The sequence below is a fragment of the Bacillus sp. UMB0728 genome (assembly GCF_002858875.1).
GTDB classification, from domain to species: Bacteria; Bacillota; Bacilli; order Bacillales; family Cytobacillaceae; genus Bacillus_AB; species Bacillus_AB infantis.
In genome coordinates, this window is record NZ_PKLA01000001.1 from 552,163 (window position 1) to 570,296 (window position 18,134).

The 18,134-nt window shown below is 44.9% G+C and carries 24 protein-coding genes; 16 read left to right on the forward strand and 8 right to left on the reverse strand.

What is annotated here, in order from left to right; genetic code table 11:
- Positions 1-161 precede the first annotated feature (161 nt).
- The 4 genes from CYJ37_RS02680 (at position 162) to CYJ37_RS02695 (ending at position 3,153) form a co-directional block, all read left to right on the forward strand.
- Positions 162-665, forward strand: coding sequence for a CBO0543 family protein (locus tag CYJ37_RS02680; protein WP_129612176.1), 504 nt, complete (start codon positions 162-164; stop codon positions 663-665).
- A 73-nt stretch (positions 666-738) separates the two neighbouring features.
- Positions 739-1,440: a 5-oxoprolinase subunit PxpB gene (gene pxpB / locus CYJ37_RS02685; RefSeq protein ID WP_101547779.1), complete on the forward strand. Its 702-nt coding sequence runs from the start codon at positions 739-741 to the stop codon at positions 1,438-1,440.
- Positions 1,431-2,408 (forward strand): biotin-dependent carboxyltransferase family protein, encoded by a 978-nt coding sequence (locus tag CYJ37_RS02690; protein ID WP_101547780.1) that lies wholly within the window; start codon positions 1,431-1,433, stop codon positions 2,406-2,408. The genes pxpB and CYJ37_RS02690 overlap by 10 nt, the downstream gene beginning before the upstream one ends.
- Positions 2,395-3,153 carry a LamB/YcsF family protein gene (locus tag CYJ37_RS02695; protein WP_101547781.1) on the forward strand — a complete coding sequence of 253 codons (759 nt, stop codon included), beginning with the start codon at positions 2,395-2,397 and terminating at the stop codon, positions 3,151-3,153. The genes CYJ37_RS02690 and CYJ37_RS02695 overlap by 14 nt, the downstream gene beginning before the upstream one ends.
- A 22-nt stretch (positions 3,154-3,175) precedes the next feature.
- Here the strand turns inward: CYJ37_RS02695 and CYJ37_RS27590 are convergent, their stop codons facing one another.
- Positions 3,176-3,310 carry a hypothetical protein gene (locus CYJ37_RS27590; RefSeq protein WP_009793766.1) on the reverse strand — a complete coding sequence of 45 codons (135 nt, stop codon included), beginning with the start codon at positions 3,308-3,310 and terminating at the stop codon, positions 3,176-3,178.
- A gap of 264 nt (positions 3,311-3,574) precedes the next feature.
- Here CYJ37_RS27590 and CYJ37_RS02700 point away from each other — a divergent pair, with 264 nt between their 5' ends.
- Together CYJ37_RS02700 and CYJ37_RS02705 are read left to right on the forward strand one after the other, a co-directional pair.
- Positions 3,575-3,895, forward strand: a complete 321-nt coding sequence (locus tag CYJ37_RS02700; RefSeq protein ID WP_009793765.1) for an AbrB/MazE/SpoVT family DNA-binding domain-containing protein — start codon at positions 3,575-3,577, stop codon at positions 3,893-3,895.
- Positions 3,896-4,027: 132 nt separating this feature from the next.
- Positions 4,028-4,237 (forward strand): hypothetical protein, encoded by a 210-nt coding sequence (locus tag CYJ37_RS02705; protein WP_009793763.1) that lies wholly within the window; start codon positions 4,028-4,030, stop codon positions 4,235-4,237.
- Positions 4,238-4,289: 52 nt separating this feature from the next.
- On the opposite strand, the gene CYJ37_RS02710 is transcribed toward CYJ37_RS02705, so the two are convergent.
- The 3 genes from CYJ37_RS02710 to CYJ37_RS02720 form a co-directional block, all read right to left on the reverse strand.
- Positions 4,290-4,586: a hypothetical protein gene (locus tag CYJ37_RS02710; protein WP_009793762.1), complete on the reverse strand. Its 297-nt coding sequence runs from the start codon at positions 4,584-4,586 to the stop codon at positions 4,290-4,292.
- A gap of 47 nt (positions 4,587-4,633) precedes the next feature.
- Positions 4,634-5,482 (reverse strand): MBL fold metallo-hydrolase, encoded by an 849-nt coding sequence (locus tag CYJ37_RS02715; RefSeq protein WP_009793761.1) that lies wholly within the window; start codon positions 5,480-5,482, stop codon positions 4,634-4,636.
- Between the two features lie 119 nt (positions 5,483-5,601).
- Complete coding sequence (locus CYJ37_RS02720; RefSeq protein ID WP_022543871.1) at positions 5,602-5,889, reverse strand: hypothetical protein; 288 nt, start codon at positions 5,887-5,889, stop codon at positions 5,602-5,604.
- A 423-nt stretch (positions 5,890-6,312) separates the two neighbouring features.
- Here CYJ37_RS02720 and CYJ37_RS27975 point away from each other — a divergent pair, with 423 nt between their 5' ends.
- Together CYJ37_RS27975 and CYJ37_RS02730 are read left to right on the forward strand one after the other, a co-directional pair.
- Positions 6,313-6,681 carry a MerR family transcriptional regulator gene (locus CYJ37_RS27975; protein ID WP_224950349.1) on the forward strand — a complete coding sequence of 123 codons (369 nt, stop codon included), beginning with the start codon at positions 6,313-6,315 and terminating at the stop codon, positions 6,679-6,681.
- 74 nt (positions 6,682-6,755) lie between these two features.
- Entirely contained in the window at positions 6,756-8,072 is a 1,317-nt protein-coding gene (locus CYJ37_RS02730; protein WP_009793757.1) for a hemolysin family protein, read from the forward strand.
- A 32-nt stretch (positions 8,073-8,104) separates the two neighbouring features.
- Here CYJ37_RS02730 and CYJ37_RS02735 read toward each other — a convergent pair whose 3' ends face one another.
- Complete coding sequence (locus CYJ37_RS02735) at positions 8,105-8,683, reverse strand: YitT family protein (RefSeq protein ID WP_022543873.1); 579 nt, start codon at positions 8,681-8,683, stop codon at positions 8,105-8,107.
- A gap of 131 nt (positions 8,684-8,814) precedes the next feature.
- Here CYJ37_RS02735 and CYJ37_RS02740 point away from each other — a divergent pair, with 131 nt between their 5' ends.
- From CYJ37_RS02740 to CYJ37_RS02750, 4 genes are all read left to right on the forward strand, one after another.
- Complete coding sequence (locus tag CYJ37_RS02740) at positions 8,815-9,684, forward strand: dimethylarginine dimethylaminohydrolase family protein (RefSeq protein WP_009793755.1); 870 nt, start codon at positions 8,815-8,817, stop codon at positions 9,682-9,684.
- A 65-nt stretch (positions 9,685-9,749) separates the two neighbouring features.
- A complete protein-coding gene (locus CYJ37_RS27000; RefSeq protein ID WP_022543874.1) occupies positions 9,750-9,917 on the forward strand; it encodes a hypothetical protein in 168 nt (55 codons plus the stop codon).
- Between the two features lie 83 nt (positions 9,918-10,000).
- Positions 10,001-10,204 (forward strand): hypothetical protein, encoded by a 204-nt coding sequence (locus tag CYJ37_RS02745; RefSeq protein WP_009793752.1) that lies wholly within the window; start codon positions 10,001-10,003, stop codon positions 10,202-10,204.
- Between the two features lie 88 nt (positions 10,205-10,292).
- On the forward strand, positions 10,293-11,402 hold the full coding sequence (locus CYJ37_RS02750) for an AI-2E family transporter (protein WP_094768986.1): 1,110 nt from the start codon (positions 10,293-10,295) through the stop codon (positions 11,400-11,402).
- Between the two features lie 63 nt (positions 11,403-11,465).
- Here CYJ37_RS02750 and CYJ37_RS02755 read toward each other — a convergent pair whose 3' ends face one another.
- Positions 11,466-12,023 carry a GNAT family N-acetyltransferase gene (locus tag CYJ37_RS02755; protein WP_101547782.1) on the reverse strand — a complete coding sequence of 186 codons (558 nt, stop codon included), beginning with the start codon at positions 12,021-12,023 and terminating at the stop codon, positions 11,466-11,468.
- A 120-nt stretch (positions 12,024-12,143) separates the two neighbouring features.
- On the opposite strand from CYJ37_RS02755, the gene CYJ37_RS02760 reads away from it, so the two are divergent.
- From CYJ37_RS02760 to CYJ37_RS27005, 4 genes are all read left to right on the forward strand, one after another.
- Positions 12,144-12,488: a hypothetical protein gene (locus CYJ37_RS02760; protein WP_009793749.1), complete on the forward strand. Its 345-nt coding sequence runs from the start codon at positions 12,144-12,146 to the stop codon at positions 12,486-12,488.
- Positions 12,489-12,574: 86 nt separating this feature from the next.
- Positions 12,575-13,054: a YusW family protein gene (locus CYJ37_RS02765; RefSeq protein WP_009793748.1), complete on the forward strand. Its 480-nt coding sequence runs from the start codon at positions 12,575-12,577 to the stop codon at positions 13,052-13,054.
- Positions 13,055-13,253: 199 nt separating this feature from the next.
- The gene (locus tag CYJ37_RS02770) at positions 13,254-14,369 is read left to right on the forward strand and encodes a metallophosphoesterase (protein WP_101547783.1); all 1,116 of its coding nucleotides are present in this window, start codon (positions 13,254-13,256) and stop codon (positions 14,367-14,369) included.
- A gap of 96 nt (positions 14,370-14,465) precedes the next feature.
- On the forward strand, positions 14,466-14,603 hold the full coding sequence (locus CYJ37_RS27005) for a hypothetical protein (protein ID WP_009793745.1): 138 nt from the start codon (positions 14,466-14,468) through the stop codon (positions 14,601-14,603).
- A 909-nt stretch (positions 14,604-15,512) separates the two neighbouring features.
- Here the strand turns inward: CYJ37_RS27005 and CYJ37_RS02775 are convergent.
- Together CYJ37_RS02775 and CYJ37_RS02780 are read right to left on the reverse strand one after the other, a co-directional pair.
- The gene (locus tag CYJ37_RS02775) at positions 15,513-16,451 is read right to left on the reverse strand and encodes a ketopantoate reductase family protein (RefSeq protein ID WP_101547784.1); all 939 of its coding nucleotides are present in this window, start codon (positions 16,449-16,451) and stop codon (positions 15,513-15,515) included.
- A gap of 145 nt (positions 16,452-16,596) precedes the next feature.
- A complete protein-coding gene (locus CYJ37_RS02780; protein WP_009793742.1) occupies positions 16,597-18,042 on the reverse strand; it encodes a carbon starvation CstA family protein in 1,446 nt (481 codons plus the stop codon).
- Positions 18,043-18,134: the final 92 nt, after the last annotated feature.

Genomic DNA, 18,134 nt, shown 5'->3' on the forward strand with positions numbered 1-18,134 from the left:
CTACTTTGCTCTTCTTGAACGGAATTTCTCCGCTTATTTCAAGGTTTGCTGTTCCCTCAATCATTAAAATAGACAATCTTTACGAAAAGAGCTCTAACGGGGGTGTATTTTTTACAAAAAAAGTAAATTATATAATGACTTCTTCTATTGAGGTGCAGAAAATGAATATTACTTTATCCATTATCCTGGCTGTTTGCGCCGGCTATTTGAAAGCATGGAAAAACTGGCGTGTCTTTCACCCTACCATGCTTTATACCTCTGTATTGGTGTTATTGTATAATTTTATCTGCAAAGATCATCTTTTGTGGAAGCACAGAAGCATTCCATTAGAATCACATTTTGCTGGCGAGCTGTTTCATGCATTCGCCATACTTCCGACCATAACAGTATTATACTTGACATTCTATCCGGAGAAGCATGGCCGGCTTCGGTATATTATCCTTTGGAGTGTCCTTTCCTTTGCAGCTGAATTCCCCTTTGCTGCAACAGGGATGATTGTTTTTGAGAATGGCTATCAATATTGGATGGAGCTTCTTTTTTACCCGGTGATGTACATCATGATCAGGCTTCATCATATTCGGCCATTAGTGTCCTACGGCCTGTCAGCTGTGATCATCCTTTTGATGGTCTGGCTTTTTAAAGTGCCGGTCCAGCTTGCCTTTTAAATCAGGTGGCTATCTTGTACAATAGTCAGTATACTCATTTGTTTCTGACTACTTAGAGAAAGCTGGTGCAAATATGCATTATCATACATATGCTGCAGGCGACAGCTGCATCATCCTTGAATTTGGCAGCAGCATCGAACCGGGAAGCAATCAAAAGGTCAGGAAAGCGGCTTCCCTTTTATCCAAAAAACCTTTCAGGGGCATGATTGAATGCGTTCCTGCCTTTCATACACTGGCTGTTCATTATGATCCGTATGCCGTCGGAACCTTATCTCCCTTTGAAGCAGCCTCATCCTTGATTGCTGAAATGCTTGCAGAGAAAATACAATTGGATGTCCAATCTCCGCGGCTCTTGGATATCCCCGTCTGCTATGAAGGAGCCCACGCCCCGGACCTGGCTTTTGTAGCCCGTTCAAATGGATTATCAGAGAAAGAAGTTATAGAGATACATAGTAAAAGAGACTATGAGATTTACTTTCTTGGCTTCTCACCCGGCTTCCCTTTCCTGGGCGGGATGGATCCGCGCATAGCGGCTCCGCGCAAAACTTCCCCAAGATTGAAGATTCCCTCCGGCTCGGTGGGCATTGCCGGCGGGCAGACAGGGATATATCCTTCGGAGACCCCTGGAGGCTGGCAGATTATCGGAAGAACACCGATAGCGTTATTCGATCCAAATAGGGAAGAACCCAGCTATCTAAAGCCCGGAGACCGTTTGCGTTTCATTCCGATCAAAGAAGCAGAATTTCAGTCAGGGGGCGGCAGCCTATGGGAATAAAAGTTCTGAAGCCGGGACTGATGACAACTGTCCAGGATGCAGGGAGGAAAGGATACCAAAATCTCGGCGTATCGCCTTCAGGTGCGATGGATCTTTTCTCTTACACGCTTGCCAATCTGGCAGCAGGCAATTTCAATGATGAAGCAGCTCTTGAAATTACCTTGATTGGCCCCCGGCTGCTTTTTGAAAAGGATATCATTTTCAGCTTCTTTGGCGCTGAAACAGAAGCAAAGCTGAGCGGCAGCAATATTCAAGGCGGAAAGCCGATCGCCGCAAAAAAAGGAGATGTTCTTTCTTTTGGCAGGATGAAGGCAGGGTGCCGTACATATCTGGCCTTCCATGGCGGCATCTTGGTGCCTCGCCAGATGGGAAGCAGGAGCACATATCTGAAAGCAGGATTCGGCGGCCTGGATGGCAGGATATTAGAAAAGAACGATGTCCTTCCCATCAGACAAACCTCCTGCAGATTCTGCAGAAGCTGGAGCTTCTCCCCCTCGCTCGCCTCTTATCTTCATCAGGATCAGATCAGGGTGATGCCCGGCAGGCAGTCTGAATGGTTTTCTTCTGATGTTATAAACCAATTTTCAGAACAGGAATTTACGATTTCTCCAGATTCTGACAGGATGGGATACAGGCTGAAGGGCCCTTCACTAGCAAAGGCAAGAGAAATTGAAATGATAACTGAACCAGTATCATTTGGAACAGTGCAGGTGCCTGCTGACGGCAATCCGATCATTCTGATGGCTGAAAGGCAGACAACAGGCGGGTACCCGAAAATCGCTCAAGTCCTGTCGGCAGACCTTCCTATCCTGGCACAGAAAAAACCGGGAGATAAGATCAGGTTTGCGCCTGCCTCCTTGGCTGAGGCACAACTGGCATATTTGGAACAGGTAAAAACAATAGGATCCCTTACAAAAACCGTCAATGAAAAATGGCAGAAAGAGGTGCACATTGTTGAAGAAAATTGACTTGAACTGTGATCTTGGCGAAAGCTTTGGAAGCTTCAAGATCGGATCTGATGAGGAAATCATGGCTTATATCACATCCGCGAATATTGCCTGCGGGTTCCATGCCGGAGATCCAGGGACAATGCGCAGAACAGTGAAGCTTGCCCTTCAGCATGGGACTGCCATTGGTGCACACCCGGGTTTGCCTGACCTCCAGGGGTTTGGCCGCAGAAAAATGGAAATTAGTCCAGAAGAAGCCTTCGACCTTGTCCTGTATCAAATTGGCGCACTCTCAGCTTTTGTGAAAGCAGAAGGCGGAAGGCTCAGCCATGTAAAGCTACATGGGGCGCTCTATAATATGTGTGCGGGAGATAAACGGCTTGCAGAGGCGGTAGCAAGGGCTGTCCAGAGTGCGGATGAGGAACTCGTGCTCTTTGGGCTCCATAACAGTGAAAGCACCTCGGCAGCGGAAAGGATTGGAATCAGAGCTGCGCAGGAGGTGTTTGCGGACAGAAGATATGAAGATGACGGTACGCTTGTTTCGAGATCAAGCAGTGATGCCCTGATCACTACTGCGGAAGAAGCAGTCGGCCAGGTACTGAGAATGGTTCTTGAAAACAAAACTGTCAGCCGGAACGGAAAAGAGATCATGATTAAAGCAGACACCATATGCCTCCACGGCGATGGTCTCCAAGCGCTCGAGTTTGCGGCGACGCTTCATGCCGCCTTAAAGGACAGAGGCGTTGAGGTTGCTTCATTCACATAAAAAGGGGGTCTCCCCCCTTTTTTCACCCTTCAGCATTGTGCTCTTCCCTGGATCTTTCTTCTTCTTCATCAACAAGAATATATGCAATCTGTTCTTCCATTACATGATGGAGGGCATCAAGCTCTTCCTCGCTCATCAGCTTCTTTTCATCCTTCATCTTTCTTCCTCCTTTTCGATAGGCATATGACAGGGCGCAGCCCTATTGTACTTTCTCCTTATTTTTCCCTAATTAAACTTAAGCTGAAACTCTCATCCTCTTCTTATTCTTCCAGATAACGAAGCTCCGTTATTAAAAATGTCCCTTTTTCCCCCTCCTATGCAATAAGAGGTTTTCTTCGCTCCGTCATGTGCTATGTAGTAAGTAAGCTCGAAAACGTTATCCAGCAGAGAGCCAGTAAATAAAAATCGGGGAAGTGTTAAGATGCAAAGCGTCTATAAATGCAAAAATTTTACTAAGACCGGAAAAGTCCTTCTTCCAAGTCCCTGGAGAAAAAAATTCGACCTTCTTCCAGGCCGGCTTGCCGACCTGGAGTTTGAAGATGAAGACAAGAAGATCTTAATCAGAAAAGCAGATCCGAAGAGTACTGAAAATAAAAGGCTTGTTTCTGATAATGGTTCCATCCATATACCAATGGAGCTGAGAAATCTGCTCGACCTAAAGGATCAGGAGGAATACTGCCTCTTCATTGATGAACAGGCCAAGCAATTCATTTTGCAGATCATGCCGGGCAAGACGGGTTAGCCCCCTTTTCTCCCGAAAAACAATGTAGGCAGCACCTGCATCAGGTCTGAAGCAATCTGTTTTTCTATTTTCCACCGCTTTCCTGGATAGCGCATTCCTGCCGGCAGCAACCTAAGATCAGGAGGTGGAAGCATGGACCCCATTAAGCCGGGTAGTGAAAAAATGCCAGATTTCAGGGAGCTGGATGACAGGCTCATTGCAGAGCATTCTTCGGTGCCTTTCCTCGTCATCAAGACCAATCTGGATCCTGAGAACTCAACAATAGAAAATCCATATTACAAAAATGAAAAACTGACAGACCGGATTGCCTTTGAGAGTTATTTTGATGAAGAGCAGCAGTAAGAAAAGCCCTGGATAACCAGGGCTTTTCTGCTTTTACAGCTTCAAAAGCCTGTCAGTAATATTCATAGCCGCAGCTGCCATGGTCCCCATACAGCATGGAGATCATCTTTTCTGAATCCTCTTCTGATACCTGCCGGTAATCATGGGCAAAAGCCTTGAATGTGTCGCAGAATCCTACATTATTTTCGCCTACACTCTCAGCCCAGCTGGAAAAATTACGGTAATCTTCAAGCGGATCATAAGATTCGAATTCGGCCACTTTATCATTGGATCCCAGTGTGGTGACTTCAATCCCTTTATAAGAATTAGGATCATGTTCTTCATACTTCACGCATGCATAGAAAATCATGCAGTCCAGCCCCTTTTTAATCTCTAGTTTGGGCCGGACAGGACATTTTATGCATTCCCGTCGACATATTTGCCATGGTCCGGTACAGCCAGATCGCCAAAATGATCGGCAAGCTTCTGCAGACCCTCTGCCAATTCCGGGCCGGACATCGGACGGCCATGCCCTGTTCCAGCGGCCGAAGGGTTCAAAGCAGCCAGCTTGATGACAGATGCTTCTGCGGCTTTCCAGTCGGTAGTCAGGTAACGGGGCGGCCCGTTCACTTCTTCTTCCTGGACAAGAACTTTATAAAGGGAATCCTGCCTCACCGTCACAAAAGCATCCCCTGCAATGAGCAGGCTGTCATCTTCTCTGAACAGGGATACATGGCCAGGAGAATGTCCTGGTGTATGGATCCATTTCCAGCCCGGCAATGGAGGAACAAAACCATTAGAAGGAAGCGGATGGATATATTCACTAATATCAATCCCTTCATGCGGAAAGAGCGGTGACATCTTGGCAATCATCCCGCCCTCGACACTGGCATCAGGCTTAGGATAATCTTTCTCCCCTGTCAGATATGGAAGTTCAAGCTCATGTGCATAAACTGGCACTTTCCAGGTTTTAAGCAGTCCGATTATCCCTCCAATATGATCAAAATGCCCATGGGTCAGGACGATTGCTTTCGGTGCGGCTCCCACGCCATAGAGATCTTCTGCTGCTTCAATAATTTTTTCAGCTGATTTTGGCATGCCTGCATCTATCAGCACCCAGTCACCTGAGCCATCGCTTAGCTCAGCATAAAAGACATTAACAATTTGAATCGGCAGGCAATGGACATCAGGGGTGATATTTTTCATATCTCCGCTTGTTGCAGAAGCAACCGGGAGAAAACGGTTGGATGATGAACTTTCTTTCATGGAATCAGCTCCTCTGCTAGTCTGCCTATCTTTACCCTTCTGAAGCCGAATTAGTCGCTCATACGCACTGTTTCAGGCGAAAAAAAAAAGCACCCTGCCAGGATGCTCAGCCAGCCTGATTAATAGGCCTTGCCCGCAGCAATGCGGTATTGCCTGATGAAGTCCTCAGGGCTGATATAAACTTTATAGGGATAAAGGCCATGGTTTGTATGCAAGTATAAAAACCCGAAAGAAGACTGTTCCCGGTAGGAGACATCATAGATATCAGCCAGCCGGAACTCGCGGTCTTCTGCAACGACCCGGTCATCATAAAGGTGGAGGTGATATTCCGTTTCAATCACTTTTTGTACATTCCACTCCACTTTTCTGCTGTATATTCGATAAGGATGCGAACAGCGGTGTGCCAAATCGGTCAGTTTCCCTCCTTTATTAATATAGAGACAGGATTGCCTGGAACCCGGTTATGTATCATGGTAAATGAAGCTGCCCCGCTATTTCAACTAAAATGCGGCCCGGCTCAATGCCGGGCCTTGCCCTGCTAACGCCTGCTCTTGCTTTTTCGGTAGACGAGAAAGGCGACCACAATTGCCGCAATAATAATCAGCGGCAAGAATGAAAGCACAGTCTGCCAAAACGGATGTGTAGAGTCCATAAAATAATTCCTCCCTGTCCTTTTTATAGGTTTTACCCTATCCTGATAAGAAAATTCCATTACCGCCAAAACTTTATGATTGTGATTTTAAATAAATAGGATTATCATTTTCACTATAACTAAAACGTTCTGCTGGGGAGGCGATGAGTTTGGGGCAGAGAAACTGAAAATCGGAGAGATTGCAAAAAGGGCGAATGTAACGAAGCGGACGGTAGATTATTACACACAAATCGGCCTTATTAAAGCAAGACGGTCTGCTTCCAACTACCGCTACTATGATGCAGAAGCTCTTGACACCCTTAAATATATCGAACAGTGCAAAAGGAACAGCTTTTCACTGGAAGAAATAAAGAACAGGCTAAAGGAAAAAGAATCAGATCTTATCGATTATGAAACACTTAAAGTAAAGATATCCGGTTTGGATAAGGAGCTTTCCGAGCTGCTCCAAAATCTGGAGGATAAAGGACTGAAGAAGGAAGCTCTTAAAAAGCACCTTTCTGCTGAAAGCATATCCCTCATGCAGACCATTCTCCTGTTATTGATGTAGCCCTCCTGCCGGAACTTACAGTAGACTTTTTTACTCATCCAGGAGGTGTAAGCCTTACTCTGTAAGGCGATTCGTTGGACATATTTATCAATTTGGTATTAGTTGCACTTTTAATTGCTTTAACCGCTTTTTTTGTGTCAGCAGAATTTGCAATTGTCAAAGTCAGAAGTTCGAGGATTGACCAGCTGATTGAAGAAAATAAACCTGGGGCCCAGGCGGCCAGGCATGTGATTACCCATATGGATGAATATCTTTCTGCCTGCCAGCTGGGTATCACCATCACAGCGCTGGGTCTTGGCTGGCTTGGAGAGCCCACTGTCGAGAAGCTGCTTCATCCCCTTTTTGAAAGTTTGGAGCTTAATCCATCGCTAACCCATCTTTTATCTTTCGGAATTGCCTTTGCTTCCATTACTTTTCTGCATGTAGTGGTCGGCGAATTGGCTCCAAAGACCATGGCCATTCAGCTATCAGAAAGAATTACCCTGTTGTTTGCAAAGCCGCTGATTTTGTTTTATAAGCTGATGTTCCCTTTCATTTGGGCGCTCAATGGTTCAGCCAGGATCCTTACCGGCCTGTTCGGGCTTAAGCCTGCATCAGAAAATGAACTGGCCCATTCAGAAGAAGAGCTCCGGATCATTCTTTCCGAAAGCTATGAGAGCGGAGAAATCAATAAATCAGAGCTGACCTATGTAAATAACATCTTTGAATTTGATAACAGGCTTGCCAAGGAAATCATGGTGCCGCGGACTGAAATCGTCAGCCTTTCAATCGATGACAGCGTGGAGGATATCCTCGGTACCATCCGCGAGGAAAAGTACACACGCTATCCGGTCATAAATGGAGATAAAGACAATATTGAAGGAATCGTCAACATCAAGGACATCCTGACTGCCACTGTAAAAAGGGAAACGCTGACAGGTTCACCCATCACAGCTTTCATGAAGCCTGCCATCAGGGTCATTGAGACAATACCGATTCATGATCTTCTCCTTAAAATGCAAAAGGAGCGCACCCATATGGCCCTGCTGCTGGATGAATATGGAGGGACAGCGGGGCTTGTGACAGTAGAAGATATCATAGAAGAAATTGTCGGTGAAATCCGTGATGAATTTGATGCAGATGAAATCTCCGACATCCGCAAATTGGCTGAGGGGCATTATATCATCAGCGGAAAGGTTCTTATTGAAGATGTCAATGATCTCCTTGGCACAAACCTGCCTGAAGAGGATGTTGACACATTTGGCGGCTGGTTCCTTTCCCAGCGGTATGATGTCGTTCAGGGGGAAGAAATCATCGAGGAAAACTATTCCTTTACAGTCAAAGAACTGGAAGGCCATCATATTGTTTTTATAGAGGTCAGGAAACTGGCTGAAGAAGAAAGCCCTGAGTAAGGGCTTTTTTTTTGACTCCAACACTGCCCTCCTTACTCTTTTGCTGCCCGATAGGTGCATAAGCTTGTGACCAGCCCTACTGTCAGGACCGTGATAAGGGACAGCATGAAAGTATCGCCTGAAACCAGCAGGCCTCCGATTGATATGACAAGGCAATCAATCAATAAAATCACTATTCCCACATTTATTCCTGAAAGGTCTGCGATAAATTGCGCCAGCAGGTCTGTTCCCCCGGTGCTGGTGCCATAGCGGAGCATTAAGCCTATGCCGAGGCCGACCAGCGCCCCGCCGGCTATAGAGCCGATTGCAGGGTCGATATATGGAAGTGACCGGCTGACCGGGTTCATGATATCGATTAAAATGGAAGACAACAGCAAACCGTGCAGGCTGTTGAAAAAATAACCTCTATCCTTGAACCAGGCAAGAGCAAATATCGGAATGCTCATCAGCAGGATGGACAATCCTGCTTCAAATCCCCATAAGTAGTTGCAGATCAAACCCAGCCCGATGACACCGCCGTCGAGAACCTTGTTAGGGATTAGAAAACCGTTTATTCCCAAAGATAGAAGTAGGCATCCAGTAAGGACGATAGCCGTTTTTTTTAAAATCATGATTGAACACTCCTGGCTGATGCATGTCCTCTAGTATATGAAGCCAGTCCCCGGGATAGTATGAGCTTTTTTCATAACTGTCCTGGTTTAGGTGAATAGTAAGGAAAGTAACCTAATCTTAGGAGGATATTATGGTAAAGCAAACGCCAGATATGCCGGCATATGTTGGAAGCGAATATGACCGGCTGAAAAAAGTGGTTCTATGTGAACCGGAGCATATGACAATCAAAGATGTGATCAACGAGACCCAGCGCCATTTTCTGAAAGAAGGCATTGATATTGACAAGGCATTGGAGCAGCACCGCAATTTTGTCAAAACACTAGAGCAATACGGTGTGGAAGTTTCCCTCCTACCGGCCAGGGGCAAATATCCTGAACAGGTATTCACGAGGGATATCGGTTTTACGCTTGGCCAAACGGTGTTTGTGGCCGAAATGGCAAGCAGGATCAGGCAGGGAGAAGAGGATGTGTTCAAGGAATGGCTGGAGAAGGAGAGAATTTCCTATTTCAACCTGATAGGAGAAAAAATTGAAGGCGGAGATATCGTCATAGACCGCGACACTGTTTATGTTGGCTTGAGTGACAGGACAAATGAGAAAGCCGCTGCCCATTTGAAATCACTTCTGCCTGATCATGAGGTAATTACGGTCCCTTTTACAGATAAATTCCTTCATCTGGATTGTGTCTTCAATGTCATATCTGAAGACGAAGCCTTGATTTTCCCAGGAGAAATTGAGCCGAAAGCACTGGAATACATCAAATCCAGGTATCACCTGATAGAAGTAACCAAAGAAGAACAATTTTCCCTGGGCACGAATGTATTATGCATCGGGGACAAAAAGATCTTCAGTCTGACGGTAAATGAAAATGTCAACAGCCAGCTGAAAGAAAGAGGCTTCGAGGTGATCGAAGTGGATATAACGGAAATCATTAAGTCCGGGGGAGCCTTCCGCTGCTGCACCCTTCCTGTGTTGAGAGAAAGTCCCGGAATCAGAGGATAAAAATGATCATCAAGCCTCCCTTCCTTTCATAAGATTTATATATGACTGGTTGGGAGGCATAATCTGTGATAAATCTTTTACCTGCAATCATCCCTATACTATTATTGCTTATGATCATTGAAGAGGGATCCATATTTGGAATTTGCCGCTATATGAATGGACCAGGTAAATTCGAGAAATCATTGGCCGCCGGACTGAAACAGGCAAAGCAGAAGTTTTCAGAAAAAAATTAGCTCCGCGGACCAGGAACCCATTGTTTGAGTGACCTGGATATTATAAAATAAATACATTCCATAAAGACAGGGGTGTAGATTAAATGGCTAAATCCAAAGCGAAGAAGCTGCGCGCTAAAATGGTGCGTGAAGGAAAAAGAAATCCGGAAAGCAAAAGAAGCCCTTATGCATTGATTGATATGTCTGAGAGAAGGACAAAAACAAAGAAAGATCTTTTATACAAATCCAAACATAAGGGCCAATCTGGGTCTTTTTATTTTGCACTTCGAATGGTGATGTCCGCCTAAAATACATAGCCTGGCAATTATCAGGAAAATTATCCTAACTTCTGTTATACTTTTTACAGGAAGAAAGCGAAAGCGAAAGGTGAATTCTGTGACAAAAAAAAATATCCAATTCTGGTCCCTTCAGATCCTTCTGATTGTGGCCATCATTTACGTATCATCCAAAATCTCCTTTTTATTTGAACCAATCGGAATCTTTGTGTCAACCTTGTTTTTCCCGATTATCATCTCAGGCTTCCTTTATTTTCTGCTTAACCCGGTCGTCAATTTCCTCCAGGCAAGAAAACTGCCGAGGACCCTTGCCATCATAATCATCTACCTGATTATCATCGGGCTTATCGTCCTGGTGATCGGCAGCCTTGTTCCTATCATTTCAAAGCAGGTTACAGCATTATTCAATGATCTGCCGACATATGCACAAAGAACAAGAATCTACATAGAAAATCTTTCAAGCTCGCAGCAGTTCAAATGGGTTATGAACCAGGACTATGTCCCGATTGAAAATCTGGAAAGGTCATTGATGGAGTTTGCCAACACAATCCCTGACAGGGTGACAAATGGAATTTCCAATGTATTCAGCCTTGTCGCCAATATTACAGTCACGATTGTAACGGTTCCCTTCCTGCTCTTTTATATGTTCAAGGATGGCGGAAGATTTCCGGCTGCCATATCCAAATTCCTCCCTCTTTCTTATCGGAGTGAAGGTTTAAAGACACTGAAGGAGACAGGTGAAACCCTGGCAGCATACATACAGGGACAGGTGACCGTGGCTTTATTCGTTGGGACTCTGGCCTTCATCGGCTATATGATCATTGACCTGCCATATGCCCTCGTTCTGGCGCTGATTGTCGCTGTTACGAATATCATTCCTTACGTCGGTCCATTTCTCGGCGGGGCGCCTGCTGTATTGATCGCACTGTTCGATTCCCCGGCCAAGGCCATCCTGGCGATTATCGTCATTGCCGTTGCCCAGCAGGTTGAAGGGAATATCCTATCTCCTCTGATACTCGGCAAAAGACTTGATACACATCCTGCTACCATTATCATTCTGCTGCTTGTGGCAGGAAACCTTGCAGGAATTCTGGGCATGATCCTTGCAATTCCGACGTATGCGGTTGTAAAAACAATTGTCATGAACTTTGTCCGGTTCCTTCGGGCAAAAAGAGAAAGTGTTGTCTCGGGCTCAGATACTGCCCTATAAAAAAGGAAGCAAACTCAGTTGAGTTTGCTTCCTTTTTATGGTGTTCTTAGCTATTTTCCTTTTTTACAAGTATATCCCGCTTTTTTTGTCATATTCCATCAGCCAGGCATCTCTCCATTCACCTTCATGGTATTCGTTTTTCGGGAGAAGCTTTCTTTTTTGCAATCCGCAGCTCTCATAACAGGCAATGGCCCTTTCATTCCATGTCTGGGGATCCATGACTACCAAGTCTGCTCCCTTTTCTTTTATTAAATAGCTGATCATTGACTGAACGAGCAGCTTCCCGATTCCTTTTCCCCAACATTTTGATTCCCCGATGAACTGGTCTGTACCATAGACAGAAATACCCGGAAGGTATCCGTATTTCTCCCTTTCTTCTTCTTCCAGCGGATAAAACTGAATATATCCCAGTTCTGTTTCTTCCCATTCAAAAATACAGGCTGCCACATGCCGGTCCCGATTATAGAAATGATCATCTACCATTTGCAGTGAATGAGGATTGTCTCTGCCTTCGTAATATTCCAGTACTGACGGATCCTGCAGCCAGCGTACAAGGTGTAATTTATCCCTTTCTTCCAGTTCTCTTACTTTCAGGCTGCCATTTTCAAATAATACACACATTATAAGCCTCCACATTAATATTCACTCTATTATAAGAATTCTATAATCTTCTGTTCTTTCCTGTATGAACTCAGTTTTTTCTGTCAATAGTGGTAGAAAACACAGGAACGGGGTTCATAGATGAAGAAAGGCATTTATTTTATCAATGAAAAACTGGCAGCCGGAGATTATGCGCCTGAAATTGTACAGGAAATCCAAAAGAAGGCAGCGCAAAATTATATGAAATTAAACGGGATATCTCCTGTCAAGCTGAACCGCTGGCAGATTAATGAGCATTATGAAAACCTGCATGCCCTTTATTATGACTTAAAGGAAGGCAGAACGATGCTGGACTGCCTCGTATGTTATAATGAACAATCTGCTTCTGACTTCGCTGCTGCCTATCCAGCCAGATGGCTGCTGCTGAAAAGTTTTTTCCATGAAATATGCTTTTCAGAGGACCGGCTGCTGCCTGCAGCAGAGTAGATCAGAACAGAAAACCTCACATATGCGTTTTTAATATAGCGAAATAGGAAATATACATATTATAAAAACGAAATAGGAGGTCTGTCATGAAAAAATCGAAGTTATTGAAACCAATAGCAGCCGCCCTTCTGATGCTGCCGCTTGCTGCCTGCGGGAATGATGAGAATGAAGTCCAGGATCCGCCCCCTAGCGCACCTAGCCAGGAAGATGATTTGAATACAGATAATAAACAGCCGGTTGAGGATTTCTCCCGCATCAATTTTACAGATTTTGAGCTTGATGCTGAGTATCCGGATATGAAATCGTATGAAGTTGATTACGAATATGATCGAAATAATACGATGGAAGCTGAGATCAAAGATGGTTTAAATGATGAAGAATTAAACGGAGATGAAGCGCTGGACAAGCTGCTGGAAGCATTCAAGCAATTTACTTTTGATGAAGAGTCTTCTGAGGATGAGGTACTGGTACAGGTAATACAAGGCCTTGATCTTAACGAAGACTATGAAAATATTGAAGTTGAAGTAACTTTTACGGATGGTACAGAAAAAACTTATTCAAAATAAACGAAATCTGAAGGGACAGCTGGACTTAGCCCTTCAGATTTTTTACTGTGTTCCTGAATGGGAAATAAAAGGCTCTGCTGCTGAAAGCGGTATTTGCGGCCCTCCTTCTATAATCTGAACAGTTATCCTCCGCTTAACTTTCTGGCATGATTCTTTGTGTTTAAGGCACAATAACAGAATCACGGGAAGGCGGTGAGCCATGTTGAAAAAAGAATCCATTTTTATTACCGTGTTTGTTTTATTAACCATGCTCCTCTGTGTTCCTTCAGGCTCAGCTGTATTCAGCGAACACCATCCCAACATGCAGCTCAGGATCATGGAGACGACGGACCTTCACTCTTACATATTGAATTACGAATATAAAAGCGGAAAAAAAGTGAAGAGCTTCGGATTTGTAAAAACCGTTAGCTTAATCAAAAAAGCGCGCCTGGAGAGACATAATACCCTTCTTTTTGACAATGGCGATCTAATCCAGGGAAGTGCTCTGGGAGATTATATTCATGAGCATCCCGGCCTGCCTCACCCTATTATCAGCATTATGAACGAGCTGCAGTATGATGCCGCGGCACCCGGCAATCATGAATTCAATTACGGGCTGGGCTATCTTAATAAAAAGCTGAAAGAGGCAGCCTTTCCTTATGTTAACAGCAATCTCTTTATCCAGGGTACAGAATCATTCCAGGAAGAGCTTCCCTATTTCTCCCCTTATGTGATTCTTCATCGGAACTTTACGGCAGATGATGGCAGAAAATATCCTGTCAAAATTGGTGTGATTGGTTTCATTACACCTGTTGTCCTGAAATGGGATGAAGAACATTTAAAAGGAAAGCTCAGCAATAAATCTATGGTCGAGTCAGCTGAGCATTATATTCCGATTATGAGGGAAAAAGGCGCAGATGTCATAATAGCACTGGCACATGCTGGTCTCGAAGCTGATGAACAGGTTAAGGATAAAAGCAGGAATTCAGTGCTCGGGCTGAGCAAGGTGCCTGGAATTGATGCCATTATGTTCGGCCATACCCACCAGGTCTTTCCGTCTCCTAAACTTAGGGACAGCAGCGGTCTGATCGATTCGGAAGCAGGGACAATCAATGGAATTCCGGCTGTACAGGCAGGTTCCTGGGGAAGCCATTTAGGGATTATAGATTTCAGCCTGGCTCTTGATGAAGGAAAGTGGAAAGTTGTATCAGCAGATTCCGTAGTCCGCCCCGTCTTTCTGCCTGATACACCGGGCCTTTCAGGCGGCATTGAAAACGATCAGAGAGCAGAACAGCTCGCAGAGGAGGTTCATACTAAAACAAAAAAGCATAAATGAGTGAACTGCAGGTAAATTTACTTTACTTCCAATCTCTGCTATTTTATACTAAAATGTATGAAATTAGACCTATTTCGATAGTAGGGGTGACTATTTATGCTGAAAGACAGCGAATATTTGCTTTTTATTAGGGAAATTGGCAGATTGATCACTGACTTTGAAAAATGCAAAGAGCCTGATATCCAGCAGAAAATCCTCCAGGATATAAAACTGCTGGGGTTTGCTCTCCAATAGTATAAGGTTAAAGATCTGCATTAGACTTTAAGACAACTAATGAAATTAGAAATCCCCTTCAGGCAAACAGAAGTTGTGATTGGGGGGAAACCCTCTGCTTCTGTTTTTCAATGAGCAAGTGGGCTTTGGGGGCCCTGACTAAGACCGTCTGATTCACTTTTCTGTAGCTAGATGGTGTTAGTCGCACTGACTAAGACCGTCTGATTCGCTTTTCTGTGGACAAGAGGGTATTAGTCGCTCTGACTAAGACCGTCTGATTCACTTTTCTGTGGCTAGATGGTGTTATTTGCTCTGACTAAGACCGTCTGATTCGCTTTTCTGTGGACAGAGGGTATTAGTCGCTCTGACTAAGACCCTCTGATTTGCTTTTCTGTGGCCAGAGGGTATTAGTCGCACTGACTAAGACCCTCTGATTCGCTTTTCTGTGGACAAGAGGGTATTAGTCGCCCTGACTAAGACCGTCTGATTCACTTTTCTGTAGCTAGATGGTGTTAGTCGCACTGACTGAGACCCTCTGATTCGCTTTTCTGTGGACAAGAGGGTATTAGTCGCTCTGACTAAGACCGTCTGATTCACTTTTCTGTGGCTAGATGGTGTTATTTGCTCTGACTAAGACCCTCTGATTCGCTTTTCTGTGGACAGACGGTTTTAGTCGCTCTGACTAAGACCCTCTGATTCGCTTTTCTGTGGACAAGAGGGTATTAGTCGCTCTGACTAAGACCCTCTGATTTACTTTTCTGTGGCTAGATGGTGTTAGTCGCTCTAACTAAGACCGTCTGATTCGCTTTTCTGCGGCTAGAGGGTATTAGTCGCTCTGACTAAGACCTCTGAATCGCTTTTCTGCAGCCAGAGGGTGTTAGTCGCTCTGACTAACACCCTCTGATTACTTGTCTCCGGACTGTTTTGAGTTTACCCCCTCTCTTTTTGTTCTTCCCTCCTCTTTTCATATACCTGCAGATTCATATAGATGGTATTCAGAACTGGCACTGGTAAACGGTGTTCAGCCGCTGCATCCAGGAGATATTTAAAGAAGTGGGCTGACTCGGTCTGCAAGCCTTTTTCCATGTCTCGCTGCATGGAAGATTTCATATGATATCCGACTGCATTTATTTTCTTAATGATATTTTCTTTTGCATCATCCGGAAGATTCGCTCCCAAGCTTTTCATGACAGGAAGGATTTCCAGAGCAAGCCCCTCTATGATGCTTCTCCCCTCTGCTGTATCCCTTATAGGACCGACTGGCGAACGTGTCAGCGTTGTAAGCCCGGACATCATGCTGATAAAAAGATACTTGCTCCACATTTCACTCACGATCTCACTGCTGTACCGGAAAGAAGCCTTTGTTTCGGCAAGTGCTTCACGTATTCGGGAAATCCGCCCGGTCTCCCTCCCGTCAATTTCGCCAAAAACAACCTCCTGTATATCGCTTTTCTGAACAATTTCTCCTTTTTCATCCAATGTTGATTCTATGAAGCAAAGACCTCCAAGGAGCCTCTCCTTTCCAAAGGCCCTTTCAAGCGTGTCCATATGTGCAATGCCATTCAGCAGCGGAAGGATGCATGTACCTTCTCCAGCAAAAGGCTTAATATTTCCGATGGCTTCCTCAAGGTGATAGGCTTTCACAGAAAGCAAGATCAAATCAAAGTTTTCTTCTGAAGGAAGCCCTGTTCTCAGAAGCTTTGGTTTCAACATCGCATCTCCATGTACGCTGTTGATGACCAGGCCGTTCTGCTGAAGCTGATCGTATTTCTTTTCCCTTACTAGAAAGGTAACATCTTCTCCTTTTTCAAGGAGCCTGCCTCCGAAATACCCTCCTACTGCTCCTGCCCCTGCAATCAATATACGCATATTCTTACCTTCCTTTCTCAGAAAACGGCTGCAAAACTAAATCCTGCATCATTCCGTTTATTTCCAGCATTATTTTTAATTTTAGCACAGCATCTAAGCAGAAGAGCCCGGAAATGCTCATCCAGGCTCTTACGCATAATTGATCTTAAGCAACTCTTCCTGTGATATCTTCTTCGAGTGCGATATTGTTCTTTCTTGCCCTTCCTGCAGCGTTATAGAAAAGAACAGTGATAATAACCGTAGCAATCGCAGCCCCTAAATACGATATATTCATTGAAAGGCCAAATCCGATTTTTGCGTTCAGGATATAAGTGACGGTGGCCATTGTCATGAAGATGCCCGGTATCATGGCAATCCAATAATTTTTTCTGGCAATGAAAAGGTACATGCTTGCTACCCAAAGGGCGATGACAGCAGTAGACTGGTTTGCCCAGGAGAAGTATCTCCAAAGAATCTCAAAGTCAATCTTTGTCAGTGCAAATGATATTACAAACAGCGGCAGGGCGATAACCAGGCGGTTGCCCAGCTTCTGCTGGCCGAAGCGGATATAGTCGGCAATGATCATCCTTGCACTCCGGAAAGCAGTGTCGCCTGATGTGATCGGCAGGACTATCACTCCGAGCACAGCCAGTGTTCCGCCGACAGCACCAAGAGTCAGTTTTGAAGCTTCACTTACTACTGCGGCAGGCCCGCCTGCTGCAAGCAGTTCATTCAAGCCTGCAGAGCCATTGAAAAGGCTCATTGCAGCTGCAGCCCAAATCATGGCAATAACGCCTTCTGCAATCATCATGCCATAGAAAATCTTTCTGCCTTGGTCCTCATTTTCTGTTGTCCTCGAAATGATTGGGGTCTGGGTCGCATGGAATCCGGATAAAGCCCCGCAGGAAATTGTCAGGAACAGAAGCGGGAAGATCGGTGCATTATCAGGATGCATGTTTGTCAGATTGATTTCAGGGATAGGCGCACCGCTGATGATGAGCGAAGCCCCTACTCCAAGCGCACTGATCAAAAGCAATGCTCCAAAGATGGGATAAAAGCGTCCTATGATTTTGTCAATCGGCAATAGTGTCGCCAGTATATAGTAGATAAAGATGGCACCAAGAATCAGGCCCATGCTCATCCACCCGTTCATCAAATTGTGAAGAAGCCCTGCCGGGGAAGTAACAAATACAGTTCCCACAAGAAGCAGCAGCAGAATGGCAAATGCATTCACAACATGCTTCATAAAGCTGCCGAGAAATTTTCCGGCCAGTTCCGGCAAGTGTGCACCCCTGTTGCGGATGGAAATCATACCTGTCAGATAATCATGGACAGCACCGGCGAAAATGCAGCCGAGCACAATCCACAGGAAAGCAACTGGTCCATATAATGCACCCATGATAGGTCCAAAGATCGGACCAACACCTGCTATATTCAGCAGCTGGATGAGAGAGTTTTTTTTCGTATTCATCGGCAGATAATCAACGCCGTCTTTGTGCGTATAAGCTGGAGTCTGCCTCTCCTTTTTAACGCCGAATACTTTTTCTACAAATTTTCCATAAGTGAAATACCCTGCTATAAGTAAAATGATGCCTGCTATAAAAGAATACAAATTGAAATGCCTCCTTTTGTAATCGCTTACATAAAGTATAAGGCACCTGGAGGAAAATGTGGCGGAATTGTGGCCAACATGTCAATAATCTG